The organism is Streptomyces beihaiensis, assembly GCF_026274175.1.
In the GTDB taxonomy this organism is placed as follows: Bacteria; Actinomycetota; Actinomycetes; order Streptomycetales; family Streptomycetaceae; genus Streptomyces; species Streptomyces beihaiensis.
On sequence record NZ_JAPHNL010000302.1, the window covers coordinates 20,454 to 35,154 of the forward strand.

12 protein-coding genes are annotated in these 14,701 nt (G+C 70.4%); 8 read left to right on the forward strand and 4 right to left on the reverse strand.

Features of this window, described 5'->3' with window-relative positions; translation table 11 throughout:
• The first annotated feature begins 39 nt into the window (after nt 1–39).
• The 6 genes from OFY01_RS26370 (at nt 40) to OFY01_RS26395 (ending at nt 5,999) form a co-directional block, all read left to right on the forward strand.
• Nucleotides 40–1,278, forward strand: coding sequence for a TraR/DksA family transcriptional regulator (locus tag OFY01_RS26370; RefSeq protein ID WP_266603967.1), 1,239 nt, complete (start codon nt 40–42; stop codon nt 1,276–1,278).
• 57 nt (nt 1,279–1,335) lie between these two features.
• The gene (gene lspA, locus OFY01_RS26375; protein ID WP_266603969.1) at nt 1,336–1,941 is read left to right on the forward strand and encodes a signal peptidase II; all 606 of its coding nucleotides are present in this window, start codon (nt 1,336–1,338) and stop codon (nt 1,939–1,941) included.
• Between the two features lie 53 nt (nt 1,942–1,994).
• On the forward strand, nt 1,995–2,936 hold the full coding sequence (locus tag OFY01_RS26380; RefSeq protein ID WP_266603971.1) for an RluA family pseudouridine synthase: 942 nt from the start codon (nt 1,995–1,997) through the stop codon (nt 2,934–2,936).
• Entirely contained in the window at nt 2,933–3,403 is a 471-nt protein-coding gene (locus OFY01_RS26385) for a GNAT family N-acetyltransferase (protein WP_266603973.1), read from the forward strand. Before OFY01_RS26380 ends, OFY01_RS26385 begins: the two co-directional genes overlap by 4 nt.
• A 220-nt stretch (nt 3,404–3,623) precedes the next feature.
• Nucleotides 3,624–5,210, forward strand: a complete 1,587-nt coding sequence (locus tag OFY01_RS26390; RefSeq protein ID WP_266603975.1) for a Na+/H+ antiporter — start codon at nt 3,624–3,626, stop codon at nt 5,208–5,210.
• Between the two features lie 42 nt (nt 5,211–5,252).
• Nucleotides 5,253–5,999 carry an SDR family NAD(P)-dependent oxidoreductase gene (locus OFY01_RS26395; RefSeq protein WP_266603977.1) on the forward strand — a complete coding sequence of 249 codons (747 nt, stop codon included), beginning with the start codon at nt 5,253–5,255 and terminating at the stop codon, nt 5,997–5,999.
• 15 nt (nt 6,000–6,014) lie between these two features.
• Here the strand turns inward: OFY01_RS26395 and OFY01_RS26400 are convergent, their stop codons facing one another.
• On the reverse strand, nt 6,015–7,121 hold the full coding sequence (locus OFY01_RS26400; protein ID WP_266603979.1) for a mechanosensitive ion channel family protein: 1,107 nt from the start codon (nt 7,119–7,121) through the stop codon (nt 6,015–6,017).
• Between the two features lie 63 nt (nt 7,122–7,184).
• Between OFY01_RS26400 and OFY01_RS26405 the strand changes: the two genes are divergently transcribed.
• The gene (locus OFY01_RS26405) at nt 7,185–7,754 is read left to right on the forward strand and encodes a dienelactone hydrolase family protein (protein WP_266603981.1); all 570 of its coding nucleotides are present in this window, start codon (nt 7,185–7,187) and stop codon (nt 7,752–7,754) included.
• 93 nt (nt 7,755–7,847) lie between these two features.
• Here the strand turns inward: OFY01_RS26405 and OFY01_RS26410 are convergent, their stop codons facing one another.
• From OFY01_RS26410 to OFY01_RS26420, 3 genes are all read right to left on the reverse strand, one after another.
• Entirely contained in the window at nt 7,848–8,666 is an 819-nt protein-coding gene (locus OFY01_RS26410; RefSeq protein ID WP_266603983.1) for a thioredoxin domain-containing protein, read from the reverse strand.
• Nucleotides 8,667–8,764: 98 nt separating this feature from the next.
• Nucleotides 8,765–9,457, reverse strand: coding sequence for a hypothetical protein (locus OFY01_RS26415; RefSeq protein ID WP_266603984.1), 693 nt, complete (start codon nt 9,455–9,457; stop codon nt 8,765–8,767).
• Between the two features lie 55 nt (nt 9,458–9,512).
• Nucleotides 9,513–10,847 carry a DUF2252 domain-containing protein gene (locus OFY01_RS26420; RefSeq protein ID WP_266603986.1) on the reverse strand — a complete coding sequence of 445 codons (1,335 nt, stop codon included), beginning with the start codon at nt 10,845–10,847 and terminating at the stop codon, nt 9,513–9,515.
• Nucleotides 10,848–11,122: 275 nt separating this feature from the next.
• Here OFY01_RS26420 and dnaE point away from each other — a divergent pair, with 275 nt between their 5' ends.
• Complete coding sequence (gene dnaE / locus OFY01_RS26425) at nt 11,123–14,671, forward strand: DNA polymerase III subunit alpha (protein WP_266603988.1); 3,549 nt, start codon at nt 11,123–11,125, stop codon at nt 14,669–14,671.
• Nucleotides 14,672–14,701: the final 30 nt, after the last annotated feature.

A 14,701-nucleotide genomic window follows, 5' to 3' on the forward strand; every position in this document is an offset into this window, starting at 1 on the left:
TTCGCGAGCAAGATCACAATGTGTGAAGGGGCCGCGGCCATGGTGGCGAAAAAGACCGCCCTTCAGCAGTCGGCATCCGGCAGAACGACGGCCTCGGGTGCCTCCGGCGGGGCGGCTCGTGCGTCCGGCGGGGCCTCGGACAAGGGAGCGAAGGACGTAGCGGGCAAGAAGCGGGTCCAGGGCGCGGGCGGCAAGGCTTCCGGGGCCGAGGAGGCGGCGACCGCGACCACCAAGAGCGCGGCGAAGAAGGCCGCCGCCTCGAAGACGGCCACGGAGGAGGCGGCCGCCTCGAAGACGGCCACGGAGGAGGCCGCCGTGAAGAGGGCGGCGGTCGCGAAGAAGACGGTCGCGAAGAAGACGGCCGCCGGCCAGACCACTGGGAAGAAGGCGACTGCCGAGAAGGCCGACGGGGAAAAGCCCACCACAAAGAAGACCGTCGCCAAGAAGGCCACGGCAAAGAAGACCGCCACCAAGGCCGCCGCCGAGGAGGCCGCCGCCAGGAAGGCCACCAAGGAGGCCGCCACCAAGAAGGCGGCCACCAAGAAGGCCACTGCCAAGAAGGCCACTGCCAAGAAGGCCCCCACCAAGAAGGCGGCCGCAGAGCAGAGCAGCACCAAGAGCACGGCGAAGGCGGTCTCCAAGACCACCGCCGCCGCCAGGAAGGCGGCAGCGGCGGAGGCGAAGACCAAGGGGAGCGCGGGCGAGAAGTCCGCCGGACGCAAGGGCGCGGCGAAGAAGACGGTCGCCTCGGCGGCCGAAGGCGCGGCCCAGGCCGCGAAGACGACGGGAGCCACGAACGTGGTTGCGAAGAAGACCCCGAGCACGGCCATGGCGGCACACACGCCCGGCGCGGTTCCCAAGGCGCGGGAGGCCGCGGCCCCGGACGAGCTGGCCGTACGGCCGGGCGAGGACCCCTGGACCCCGGAAGAGGTCGAGGAGGCGCGCGCGGAGCTGCAGAGCGAGGTGCTGCGGCTCGGCAGCGAGATCACGGCGGCCGAGGAAGGGCTCGCGGGCCTGATGCGGGACTCGGGCGACGGGGCGGGTGACGACGACGCCGACACCGGCACCAAGAACATCACGCGCGAGCACGAGATGGCCCTGGCCGCCAACGCCCGGGAGATGCTGGAGCAGACCGAGCGGGCCCTGGAACGGCTCGCCGCGGGCACCTACGGGCTCTGCGAGAACTGCGGCAATCCCATCGGAAAGGCCCGGATGCAGGCGTTTCCGCGGGCGACCCTGTGCGTGGAGTGCAAACAGAAGCAGGAACGCCGCTCCTGACGGCACGCGCGCGTGCCGTACTCTCGTCCTCACAGGTACCTAGGTCGAGGGACTCACGTGGCAGAGGCGGAGCGCATCATCGGTACGCCGGATTCCCCTGAGACGGGGGCAGCCGAGCCGGAGAAGCCGGAGAACGAAGGCGGCGAGGCCGGGGCCCCGGCCTCGCAGCGGCCCAAGGGGCGGCGGCGCATCGCCGTGCTGTTCGCCGTGGCCGTCTTCGCCTACGCCCTCGACCTGAGCAGCAAGCTGCTCGTGGTCGCGAAGCTGGAGCACCACGACCCGGTGAAGATCATCGGGGACTGGCTCCAGCTGGAGGTGATCCGCAACCCCGGCGCGGCCTGGGGCGTCGGTGAGGCGTTCACCATCATCTTCACCGCCATCGCGGCGGCGGTGATCGTCGTCATCATCCGGCTGGCCAGGAAGCTGTACAGCCTGCCCTGGGCCATCGCCCTGGGGCTGCTGCTCGGCGGGGCGCTCGGCAATCTCACCGACCGGGTCTTCCGCGCGCCCGGCGTCTTCCAGGGGGCGGTCGTCGACTTCATCGCGCCTGCCCACTACCCCGTCTTCAACCTGGCCGACTCCTCGATCGTGTGCGGCGGTGTCCTGATCGTGCTGCTGTCGTTCAAGGGGATCGACCCGGACGGCACCGTCCACAAGGACTGAGCCCGGCGCGGGGGGCGGTCGGCGGTGTCCGCGGCCTCCGGCATACTCGATGCGTGAGCACGATTCCCGAGATCCGCAACCTGCCCGTACCCGACGGCCTGGAGGGCGAGCGCGTCGACGCCGCCATCTCCCGCATGTTCGGCTTCTCCCGCACCAAGGCCGCCGAGCTCGCCGCGGCGGGCAAGGTCACGGTGGACGGGGCGGTCGTGGGCAAGTCCGAGCGGGTGCACGGCGGTGCCTGGCTGGAAGTGGAGATGCCGCAGGCGCCCGCTCCGGTGCAGATCGTGGCCGAGCCCGTGGAGGGCATGGAGATCGTGCACGACGACGAGGACATCGTCGTCATCGTGAAGCCGGTGGGCGTCGCGGCCCACCCGAGCCCCGGCTGGACCGGCACCACGGTGATCGGCGGCCTCGCCGCGGCCGGGTACCGGATCTCCACGTCCGGCGCCGCGGAGCGTCAGGGCATCGTGCACCGCCTCGACGTGGGCACCTCGGGCCTGATGGTGGTCGCCAAGTCCGAGCGGGCGTACACCTCCCTGAAGCGCCAGTTCAAGGAGCGCGTCCCGGACAAGCGTTACCACGCGCTCGTGCAGGGCCACCCCGACCCGATGAGCGGGACCATCGACGCTCCGATCGGCCGCCACCCGAACCACGACTACAAGTGGGCCGTGACCGCCGACGGCAAGCCGTCCGTCACGCACTACGACCTGATCGAGGCGTTCCGCGCGGCCTCGCTGCTCGACATCAAGCTGGAGACGGGGCGTACGCACCAGATCCGCGTGCACATGTCGGCGCACCGCCACCCGTGCGTCGGCGACCTGACGTACGGCGCCGACCCGACGCTCGCCAAGCGCCTCGGCGTCGCCCGCCAGTGGCTGCACGCGGTGCGGCTCGGCTTCGAGCACCCGGCGGACGGGCAGTGGGTCGAGTTCGAGAGCGCCTACCCCGACGACCTGCAGACGGCGCTCGACCGGGTCCGCGCGGAGAGCTCATGAGCCGCGCCCACGTGGTCCGGGTGGCCGACACCGACGCCGACCGGCAGGCTTGCTTCGCCGTGCGGCGCCAGGTCTTCGTCACCGAGCAGGGTGTGCCGGAGGAGCTCGAGTACGACGCGTACGACACGGAGGCGGTCCACGTACTGGCCCTGCGGGAGGACGGCGAGCCGCTGGGCACCGGACGGCTTCTGACCGGCGCGGCGGCCGCGGCGAAGAACGGCGGCGCGATGGACGTGGGAGCTCTTGGCCGGCTCGCCGTCCTGAAGACCGCGCGCGGCCTCGGCGTCGGCGCGGCCCTGGTCCGGGCCGTCGAGGAGGCGGCACGCGCGCGGGGGCTGGCCGCGGTCGACCTGCACGCGCAGACGCACGCTCTCGGTTTCTACGAGCGCCTGGGCTATGTCGCGTACGGCCCCGAGTTCCCCGACGCGGGCATGCCCCACCGGGCGATGCGCAAGCAGCTGGGCTGACGGACGCGGGCCGGGGCGCTCCGGGGGACCAGGGCACTCCGGAAGGCCGGGCGCTCCGGGAGACCAGCCGCTCCCGCGGGCCGGGAACTGCGCCGGTATGCCGCCCCATTGACACCCCTTCAGCACGCTTTGGCGCGATGGTCGGTCCGGCGTGGCACCCTTGGTGACCGGAATGCCGTGATCATCAACGTCACGGCCGTCGATCCTGGTCGGAGCCGTCGTGGAGCAATTGGCCCTGCTGTTCGCGTTGTTGCTCGGGGCCGTGCTGAGCGTCCCCGTCGGCGACCGGCTCGGGCTGCCCGCGCCGGTCCTGATGACACTCCTCGGCATCGGCCTCGCGCTGATCCGCGCCGTGCCGAACGTGGACATCCCGCCGGACCTGATCCTCCCGCTGGTGCTGCCGCCGCTCCTGTACGCGGCCGTCCACCGCACCTCCTGGCGCCAGTTCCAGGCCAACAAGAGACCGATCTTCCTGCTCGCCGTGGCGCTCGTGTTCGTCACGACGGCCGCCGTCGCCGTCACCGCCAACGCGATCGTGCCGGGGCTCCCGCTGGCCGCCGCCGTCGCGCTCGGCGCGCTCGTGGCGCCGCCCGACCCGGTCGCCGCGACCGCCGTCGCAGGACAGCTCGGGCTGCCCCGCCGCATGGTGTCGATCCTGGAGGGCGAGGGGCTCTTCAACGACGTGACGGCGATCGTGCTCTACCACGTGGCGATCGCCGCCGCCGTCAGCGGAAGCTTCTCGCTGCCCAAGGCCGCGCTCGACCTCGCGCTCTCCGCCGTGGTCGCCATCGCCGTCGGTTTCGCCATCGGCTGGGCCGCCAACCGCCTCATGGGCTACCTGGGCGACGCCACCCTCCAGATCGGCCTGACCCTGCTCCTGCCGTACGCCGCCTACGTCCTGGCCGAGGAGCTCAAGGGTTCGGGCGTGCTGGCCGTCGTGACCACCGCCATGTTCGTCGCGGAGAACGCCTTCGACGCGGACGACGTCCTCACCCGGCTGACCGGCCGCGCCTTCTGGGACGTCGTCGACACACTCGTCACCGGCGTCGCCTTCGGCCTCATCGGCCTCGAAGTGCACAACGTCGTCAGGACCGCTCAGGGACGCTGGGGCGAGATGCTGGGCTGGGCGGCGGCGGTCGTCGGCGTCGTCATCGTCGTACGGCTGCTGTGGCTGATGCCGATGACCTGGGTGACCAAACGGCTGCACGCGCGCCGCGACTACGACGAGGACATCCCGCTGAGCTGGCGCGAGACGGTCGTCATGTGGTGGTCGGGGATGCGCGGCGTGGCCTCCGTGGCCCTCGCCCTGGCCGTCCCGCTCACCATGGACGACCACGCGCCCTTCCCGGACCGCGACGAGATCGTCTTCGTCGCCTTCGGCGTCATCATGGGCACCCTCGTCCTCCAGGGGCTCAGCCTGCCCTGGCTGGTGAAGAGGCTGAAGGTGCGCGCCGACACCGAGGCGGAGCAGGAGTTCGAGAAGACGCTCGCCCTGCGCGCCGCCAAGGCGGCCAAGCGCCGCCTCAAGGAGATCGAGGACGTCGAGGAGCTGCCGGAGGAGGTGCAGGAACAGATGCTGCGGCGCGCCTACGACATCGGCCTGCGCATCAACCCGGAGATGGGCGCGGAGGAGCGCCGCGAGGCACAGACCAAGCGGTACGCGCGGATCAAACGGATCCGGCGCATCCAGAACGAGATGATGTCGGCGGCCCGCCACGAGGTCCTGGCGGCCCGCAGCGAACCAGGAGCCGACCCCGAGGTCGTCGACCGGGTCCTCAGACATCTGGACGTTCGCAGCCTGCGCTGAACCCCGTGGTGCCCGGCACGCGCACGTACATATGCTCCCGCCATGGCACGAAACGTGATCATCACAGGGGGCGGCACGGGCATCGGGCGCGCGGCGGCCCGGTCCTTCGCCGCCGAGGGGGATCAGGTGCTGCTGCTCGGGCGGCGCGCCGAGGTCCTGGAACGGGCCGGTGTCCCGGGCGCGCTGACCTTCGCCGCCGATCTCAGCACGGTCGAGGGGGCGCGCGGCGCCGCCGAGTTCGCGGCCGACGCGCTGAGGGGCGCGGTCGACGTGATCGTGCACAGCGCCGGCGGACACGGCGGCCGCGAACCGGAGGACGACGTGGGCGACGATCCGCTGGACGCCGTCGCGCACCGGTGGAACACCAACTTCCGTATCAACACGCTCACCACGGTCCTGCTCACCGAGGCGCTGCGCGACCGGCTCGCCTCGCCCGGCGGCCGGGTCCTGTTCATCTCGTCCATCGCCGCGCTGCGCGGCTCGGGCACGGGCGCGTACGGGGCCTCGAAGGCGGCCCTGCACCCGTACGCCTTCGACCTGGCCAAGGCGCTCGGGCCGCGCGGCATCACGGTGAACGTCGTGGCGCCCGGCTACATCGAGGACACCGAGTTCTTCGGCTACGAGATGTCCGACGAGGAGTACGCGCGCCGGGTGAGCGCCACGCTCACCGGCCGCGCCGGCACCCTGCGCGACATGGCCTCCACGCTGCTGTGGCTCGCCTCGCCGGGCGCCGGTCACGTCACCGCGCAGGTGATCCAGGTCAACGGCGGGGAGATGCCCGGACGCTGAACGCCCGGCGCACGGTCAGCCGCGGCCCGTGCGCGGGGCGCGGCCCTCGCGGCCCAGGACGTGCTCCGGCAGCGGCTCCGGCTTCTCCAAGGAGAGCACGGCCCGCCCCGTGTTGATCCGCGGCAGCGCGTACGGATGCTGTTCGACCAGCCAGCGCACCAGCTGCTCGCGGACGGTGACCCGCACCGTCCACACGTCGTCCGCGTCCTTCGCGGTGACCAGGGCGCGGACCTGGAGGGTGCTGGGCGTGGTGTCGGTGACGGCCAGGCCCCAGTCGCGCCCGTCCCAGGCGGCGCACTCGCGCAGGATGTCGTGGAGCTTCTCGCGCATCTCCAAGACGGGCGCGCTGTGGTCGAGGTGGAAGAAGACCGTGCCGGTCATCTGGGTGCCGCCCTGCGACCAGTTCTCGAACGGCTTCGACGTGAAGTACGACACCGGCATGGTGATGCGCCGCTCGTCCCAGGTGCGCACCGCGAGGAACGTCAGGGTGATCTCCTCGACCTTGCCCCACTCGCCGTCCACCACCACGGTGTCGCCGATCCGCACCATGTCGCCGAAGGCGATCTGCAGCCCGGCGAAGAGGTTGCCGAGCGTGGACTGCGCGGCGACACCGGCGACGATGCCGAGGATGCCCGCCGAGGCGAGCAGCGACGCCCCGGCGGCCCGGAACGCCGGGAAGGTGAGCAGCATCGCGGCCGCCGCCACCACGGCCACGACCGCCGTGACGACCCGCTGGATCAGCGTGACCTGGGTGCGTACCCGGCGTACCCGCGCGGCGTCCCGGTGCGAGCCCGCGTACCGCGCGTACGAGGACTCGACGATCGCGGCGGCGATCCGCACGACGAGCCAGGCGGTGGCCGCGATCAGGACCAGGGTGAGCGTCCGGCCGATCGCGGCCGTGTACGTGTCGGCGACGCCCGTCCGGTCGTACGAGCCGCGCAGCAGGGCGGCGCAGAGCACGACCTGGAACGGCACTCTGCCGCGGCGCAGCAGCTCCCACAGCGGGGTGTCGGGACGGCGGCGGTCGGCGCGCCGCAGCAGCCGGTCGACGGCCCAGCCGAGGAGCAGGGTGAGCACGACCGAGCCGCCGACGATGATCACCGGGCGCAGTACGTTCTCCATATGGTCGACGGTAACGGGGATCGCCCGCTCCGCCGCCTCCGGGTTCCTGGCACCATGGGCCCCATGAACATCATGCTTTTCCATTCGACGTACGGCCTGCGGCCCGCCGTGGAGGCGGCGGCCGACCGGCTGCGTGCCGCCGGGCACGAGGTGTGGACCCCGGATCTGTTCGAGGGCCGCACCTTCGACACCGTCGAGGAGGGCATGGCGCACCAGGACGAGATCGGCAAGGACGAACTCCTCAAGCGGGCCGTGCTCGCGGCGGCCCCCTACTCCGAACGGGGGCTCGTGTACGCGGGGTTCTCGCTCGGCGCCGCGACCGCGCAGACGCTGGCGCTCGGCGACGACAAGGCGAAGGGGCTGCTGCTCCTGCACGGCACGTCCGACATCGCCGAGAACGCGTCCGTCGACGAGCTGCCGGTGCAGCTGCACGTCGCCTCGCCCGACGCCTTCGAGACGGACGACTGGCTCAACACCTGGTACCTGCGGATGGGCCGCGCGGGCGCCGACGTCGAGGTCTACCGCTACCCGGGCGCCGGACACCTCTACACCGACCCCGACCTGCCCGACTACGACGCCGAGGCCGCCGAGACCACCTGGAAGGTGGCCCTCGGCTTCCTGGAGACCCTCTGACGGCAAGGGCAGGGGCAAGGGCAAGGGCAGGCGAACCCCAGGCGAGGGCCGAAGAGCTCGCCTGCCCGTCAACCGCGGGTCAGGCCCGGCGGGTCAGCCCTTGAGCGCCTTGTCGACCGCCGTGTTCCAGTCGGTGACCGTCATCGGCGCGTTCTTGCCGTCCGAGCCGACGATCTTCTTGCCGTTGTAGACGAAGGACGGCGTGCCCGTGACGCCGTACTTGTTGTCGGAGAAGTTCTTCGACAGCTCAAGCCCCCACTTGTCGAAGGTGCCGTCCTTGACGTCCTTCTGGAAGCCCTGGTTGTTCTTCAGCTCGGGGACGGTGTTCGCGACCTTGATGAGGTAGGAGTCGTCCTTGAACTTGTCGGTCGTCTCCTCGGGGTGCCACTTCTTCGAGTAGAGCGCTTCCTTGTAGTCGAGGAATGCCTGCTTCGACACGTTCAGCGCGGCGCCCAGCGCGCTCACCGCGTTCTTGGACCCCTCGCCCTGGAGGTTGGTGTCCAGGAAGTTGGCGATCTCGTACTGGATCTTGTACTTGCCCGAGTCGAGGTCCTTGCGCACCTGCGGGCCGACCGTCTGCTCGAAGGCGGCGCAGACCGGGCAGCGCGGGTCCTCGTACGCGATGATCGTCTTCTTGGCCGAGTCCTTGCCCATGATGATCGTCGTGTTGTTCTTGCCCGTGGTGTTCTTGGGCGCGACGAGCGGCTTGTCCTTCGCCGCCTGCCAGTACGACGGCTGGCTGGCCTGCTTGACGAGGTAACCGACGCCGCCCGCGATCGCCAGGACGGCGACGACACCGGCGGCGACGAGCGCCTGCCGCTTCTTCTTGTCCCGTGCGGCCTGGCGCTCGCGCTCGGCGCGCAGCCGCTCGCGGGCCGCCGTCTTCGCCTGGAGGCTGTTGCGCTTGCTCATGATGTGGTGACTCCGTGGTCTGCTGTTCTGCCCGGTGGCAGGAGTGGTCAGGGGGCGGGCGTGCGGTGCCGGGCCGAAGACCGTCGCGGTCGTACGGCTCAGGCAGCGGCAGCCGGGCACGGCGGCCCCCGGCGTCCCACGGAGTGGAGGAGGAACAGCGGTCTGGCGACCGGTACGCGCGCGCGGGCGGGACGCGGCCGCTCCGGGGCCGGGCTCCGGTGGACCGTGACCGCGGCGAAGGCGGTCAGCAGCGGGCGGAAGGTGGCCGCGGCCGCCGCGCTCACCAACTGGGCCAGCGCCCGCTCGCCGCGCCGCAGCCACGCGGCCGCGAGCAGCCCGACCGCCCCGTGCGCGCCGAGCAGCAGCCAGCACGTCGTCAGGTCGGTCCGGGCGACCAGGGCGGCGGCCGCCCGGTCCGTGCTGCCGCCGGTCACCTGGGCCAGCGGCGCGCCGAAGGAGCCGGAACAGAGCACGTCGATGCCGAGCGAGCGCAGGGGCCCCGCGACCGGGCCGCCCCCTTCGCCGTAACAGACGTGCTGGCCGGTGGTGAAGACCGTGTCGGCGGTCAGCTCCAGCGGGATGAGGAGGGCGGCGATCCGGCCGAAGCCGCGCTCCCGCCCCGCCAGCGCGTACGCGATCACGAAGACGGCGCCCGCGATGGCACCGACCGTGGTCAACGGCAGCGGGGCCCGGGACAGCAGCACGTGCGACGCGGCGGAGATCGTCACGACGCATGCCGTGAAGAGCGCCGCGCGCACGGCTCTCAGAGGGGTCCCGGATATGTCGTCCATCGCCCAGGAGTGTGCCATGACTCGCTGTGAACCGTCCCCCGAGGGCGGCCCGGTGTTACAGCCCCGGAATGCGGCCGTTGCGGAACAGGTCGACGAAGATCTGGTGGTCGCCGCGCGCGCGTGCGCCGTAGCTGTGCGCGAAGTCGACCAGAAGGTCCGCGAAACCCTCCCCGTCGTCGGAGTCGGCCGCGATGGCGGCGTCGATGGCCCGCTCCGTGGAGAACGGCACCAGCGACTCGCCGGACTGGTCGTCCGCCGCCGCGTGCATCGTCGCCGTGGCCCGGCCGAGGTCGGCGACGACCGCCTCGATCTCCTCCATGTCGTCGAGATCGGACCAGTCCAGGTCCACCGCGTACGGCGAGACCTCGGCGACCAGCTGGCCCGCGCCGTCCAGTTCGGTCCAGCCCAGCCACGGGTCGGCGTGCGCCTGAAGCGCGCGCTGCGAGATCACCGTGCGGTGCCCCTCGTGCTGGAAGTACTCGCGCACCGCCGGGTCCGTGACGTGCCGGGAGACGGCCGGCGTCTGGGCCTGCTTCATGTAGATCACGACGTCGTTCTCCAGCGCGTCGCTGTTCCCCTCCAGCAGGATGTTGTACGAGGGCAGGCCCGCGGAGCCGATCCCGATGCCGCGCCGTCCGACCACGTCCTTGACCCGGTAGGAGTCCGGGCGCGCGAGTGAGGACTCCGGCAGCGTCTCCAGGTAGCCGTCGAACGCCGCGAGCACCTTGTAGCGCGTCGCCGCGTCCAGCTCGATGGCGCCGCCGTCCGGGGCGAAGCGGCGCTCGGCGTCGCGGATCTGCGTCATGGAGTCGAGCAGGCCGAAACGGGTCAGCGCGCGGGCGTCCCGCAGCGCTCCGAGCAGCGGGCCGTCGGCCGTGTCCAGGGTGAAGGGCGGCACCTCGTCGTCCTTGGCACCCGTCGCGAGGGCGTGGATGCGCTCGCGGTACGCGCCCGCGTAGGCGCGGACGAGGTCGCTGATCTGGTCGTCGCTGAGCGCCTTGGCGTACCCGATCAGCGCCACCGACGCGGCGAACCGCTTCAGGTCCCAGGTGAACGGGCCGACATAGGCCTCGTCGAAGTCGTTCACGTTGAAGATCAGGCGGCCCGTGGCGTCCATGTACGTGCCGAAGTTCTCCGCGTGCAGGTCGCCGTGGATCCACACCCGGCTGGTGCGGTCGTCCAGGTAGGGGCCGCCGTGCTGCTCGCGCGCGATGTCCTGGTAGAAGAGGCACGCCGTGCCGCGGTAGAAGGCGAAGGCCGAGGCCGCCATCTTGCGGAACTTGACCCGGAAGGCCGCCGGGTCCGCCGCGAGCAGTTCGCCGAACGCGGTGCCGAAGACGGAGAGGATCTGCTCGCCACGCTGTTCAGCGGTGGGCTGCGAGTCCGACATCGGTGGGTGCCTCCTGGTACGGGTGGTGCTCGGGTGAGATGGCCGCCGCCCCGGGCCGTCGGCACGGGGCCGTGCTGACCTGCGGGGACGGCGCGGACAGATGTTCTGCCCTGTCCAACGCCCGACCGTACCCCCGAGTGCCCGCCTGTTGTCAGTGGCCGGTCGTAGACTTCCAAGCTGTCCCCGATCCGCCCGCCCGTCGCCCGACCACCGCCCCTCAACGAGACGCTGCGCGTCACCCCTGCCCTTCGTGTTCGCCATTGGAGGCCCTCACCGTGTCAAAGCCGCCCTTCACGCACCTGCACGTCCACACCCAGTACTCGATGCTGGACGGTGCCGCGCGGCTGAGCGACATGTTCAAGGCGTGCAACGAGATGGGCATGACCCACATCGCCATGTCCGACCACGGCAACCTGCACGGGGCGTACGACTTCTTCCACTCCGCGAAGAAGGCGGGCGTGACGCCGATCATCGGCATCGAGGCGTACGTGGCGCCCGAGTCCCGGCGCAACAAGCGCAAGATCCGCTGGGGCCAGCCGCACCAGAAGCGGGACGACGTGTCCGGTTCGGGTGGTTACACGCACAAGACGATCTGGGCGGCGAACAAGACGGGCCTGCACAACCTGTTCAAGCTGTCCTCGGACGCGTACGCGGAGGGCTGGCTGCAGAAGTGGCCGCGCATGGACAAGGAGACCATCGCGCAGTGGAGCGAGGGGCTCATCGCCTCCACCGGATGCCCCTCCGGCGAGCTGCAGACCCGGCTGCGCCTGGGCCAGTACGACGAGGCACTGAAGGCCGCCTCCGACTACCAGGACATCTTCGGCAAGGACCGGTACTTCCTGGAGCTGATGGACCACGGCATCGAGATCGAGCGCCGCGTCCGCGACGGCCTCCTCGACATCGGCAAGAAGCTCGGCATCCCGCCGCTGGTCACCAACGACTCGCACTACACGTACGCGCACGAGGCGAGCGCCCATGACGCGCTGCTGTGCATCCAGACCGGCAAGAACCTCTCCGACCCGGACCGCTTCCGCTTCGACGGCACCGGCTACTACCTGAAGTCCACGGACGAGATGTACGCCATCGACTCCTCGGACGCCTGGCAGGAGGGCTGCCGCAACACCCTCCTGGTGGCCGAGCAGATCGACACCACCGGCATGTTCGAGAAGCGCGACCTCATGCCGAAGTTCGAGATCCCGGAAGAGGGCTACACCGAGATCACCTGGTTCAAGGAGGAAGTGCGGCGGGGCATGAACCGCCGGTACCCCGCGGGTGTCCCCGAGGACCGCCAGAAGCAGGCGGACTACGAGATGGACATCATCATCCAGATGGGGTTCCCGGGCTACTTCCTCGTGGTCGCCGACTTCATCATGTGGGCGAAGAACAACGGCATCGCGGTCGGCCCCGGCCGAGGCTCGGCGGCCGGTTCCATCGTCGCCTACGCCATGGGCATCACCGACCTCGACCCGATCGAGCACGGCCTGATCTTCGAGCGGTTCCTCAACCCCGAGCGCGTCTCCATGCCCGACGTCGACATCGACTTCGACGAGCGCAGGCGCGTCGAGGTCATCCGGTACGTGACCGAGAAGTACGGCGAGGACAAGGTCGCCATGATCGGCACGTACGGCAAGATCAAGGCCAAGAACGCGATCAAGGACTCCGCGCGCGTGCTCGGCTATCCGTACGCGATGGGCGACCGCATCACCAAGGCGATGCCCGCCGACGTCCTCGGCAAGGGCATCGACCTCGACGGCATCACCAACCCCGAGCACCCCCGCTACTCGGAGGCGGGCGAGGTGCGGGCGATGTACGAGAACGAGCCGGACGTCAAGAAGGTCATCGACACCGCCAAGGGCGTCGAGGGGCTGGTCCGGCAGATGGGCGTGCACGCCGCGGGCGTCATCATGTCCAGCGAGACCATCACCGACCACGCGCCGGTCTGGGTGCGGCACACGGACGGCGTGACCATCACACAGTGGGACTACCCGCAGTGCGAGTCGCTCGGCCTGCTCAAGATGGACTTCCTGGGCCTCAGGAACCTCACCATCATGGACGACGCCGTGAAGATGGTGGAGGCCAACAAGGGCAAGAAGCTGGAGCTCCTGGAGGTCCCGCTCGACGACCCGAAGACCTTCGAGATGCTCTGCCGCGGTGACACCCTCGGCGTCTTCCAGTTCGACGGCGGCCCGATGCGCTCCCTGCTGCGCCAGATGCAGCCCGACAACTTCGAGGACATCTCCGCCGTCTCCGCCCTGTACCGGCCGGGCCCGATGGGCATGAACTCGCACATCAACTACGCCGAGCGCAAGAACGGCCGCCAGGAGATCACCCCGATCCACCCGGAGCTCGAAGAGCCCCTGAAGGAGACGCTCGGCCTGACCTACGGCCTGATCGTGTACCAGGAGCAGGTGCAGAAGGCCGCCCAGATCGTCGCCGGGTACTCGCTCGGCGAGGCCGACATCCTCCGCCGCGTCATGGGCAAGAAGAAGCCCGAGGAACTCGCGAAGAACTTCACCATCTTCCAGGAGGGCGCCCGCAAGAACGGCTACAGCGACGAGGCGATCCAGGCCCTGTGGGACGTCCTGGTGCCCTTCGCCGGCTACGCGTTCAACAAGGCGCACTCCTCCGCGTACGGCCTGGTCACCTACTGGACCGCGTACCTGAAGGCCAACTACCCGGCCGAGTACATGGCGGCGCTGCTCACCTCGGTCAAGGACGACAAGGACAAGTCGGCCGTCTACCTCAACGAGTGCCGGCGCATGAAGATCAAGGTGCTCCCGCCGGACGTCAACGAGTCGGTGCACAACTTCGCCGCCCAGGGCGACGACGTGATCCTCTTCGGCCTCGAAGCGGTGCGCAACGTGGGCACCAACGTCGTGGAATCGGTCATCCGGGCACGCAAGGCGAAGGGGAAGTTCACCTCCTTCCCCGACTACCTGGACAAGATCGAGGCCGCCGCCTGCAACAAGCGCACCACCGAATCGCTCATCAAGGCGGGCGCGTTCGACACCATGGGCCACACCCGCAAGGGCCTCACCGCCCAGTACGAACCGATGATCGACAACGTGGTCGCGGTCAAGCGCAAGGAGGCCGAGGGCCAGTTCGACCTCTTCGGCGGCATGGGCGACGGCGACGGCGACTCCTCCGAGCCGGGCTTCGGCCTCGACGTCGAGTTCTCCACCGACGAGTGGGACAAGACGTACCTGCTCGCCCAGGAGCGCGAGATGCTCGGCCTGTACGTCTCCGACCACCCGCTCTTCGGCCTGGAGCACGTCCTGTCCGACAAGGCCGACGCGGGCATCGGCCAGCTCACCGGCGGCGACTTCGCCGACGGCGCCGTCGTCACCGTCGGCGGCATCATCTCGGGCCTCCAGCGCAAGATGACCAAGCAGGGCAACGCCTGGGCCATCGCCACCGTCGAGGACCTCGCCGGTTCCATCGAGTGCATGTTCTTCCCGGCCACCTACCAGCTCGTCTCGACCCAGCTGGTCGAGGACGCCGTCGTGTTCGTCAAGGGCCGCCTCGACAAGCGCGAGGACGTGCCGCGCCTGGTCGCCATGGAGATGCAGGTCCCCGACCTGTCCAACGCGGGCGCCAACGCCCCGGTGATCCTCACCATCCCCGCCCTGAAGGTCACCCCGCCCATGGTCAGCCGCCTCGGCGAGATCCTCTCCCACCACCGCGGCGACAGCGAGGTGCGCATCAAGCTCCAGGGACCCCGCAAGACCACCGTGCTCCGCCTCGACCGGCACCGCGTCAAGCCCGACCCGGCGCTCTTCGGCGACCTGAAGGTGCTGCTCGGCCCGGCCTGCCTGGCGGGATGACACGGCCGTAGGCACAGGTGAGGGGCGGGG

Bases quoted from the DNA above. Each gene is read 5' to 3' on its own strand.
- OFY01_RS26395 (WP_266603977.1), top strand. From the start codon at position 5,253: ATGGCACGAAACGTGATCATCACAGGGGGCGGCACGGGCATCGGGCGC.
- OFY01_RS26420 (WP_266603986.1), bottom strand. From the start codon at position 10,847: ATGTCGGACTCGCAGCCCACCGCTGAACAGCGTGGCGAGCAGATCCTC.
- OFY01_RS26385 (WP_266603973.1), top strand. From the start codon at position 2,933: ATGAGCCGCGCCCACGTGGTCCGGGTGGCCGACACCGACGCCGACCGG.
- OFY01_RS26405 (WP_266603981.1), top strand. From the start codon at position 7,185: ATGAACATCATGCTTTTCCATTCGACGTACGGCCTGCGGCCCGCCGTG.
- OFY01_RS26370 (WP_266603967.1), top strand. From the start codon at position 40: ATGGTGGCGAAAAAGACCGCCCTTCAGCAGTCGGCATCCGGCAGAACG.
- OFY01_RS26400 (WP_266603979.1), bottom strand. From the start codon at position 7,121: ATGGAGAACGTACTGCGCCCGGTGATCATCGTCGGCGGCTCGGTCGTG.
- OFY01_RS26415 (WP_266603984.1), bottom strand. From the start codon at position 9,457: ATGGACGACATATCCGGGACCCCTCTGAGAGCCGTGCGCGCGGCGCTC.
- OFY01_RS26410 (WP_266603983.1), bottom strand. From the start codon at position 8,666: ATGAGCAAGCGCAACAGCCTCCAGGCGAAGACGGCGGCCCGCGAGCGG.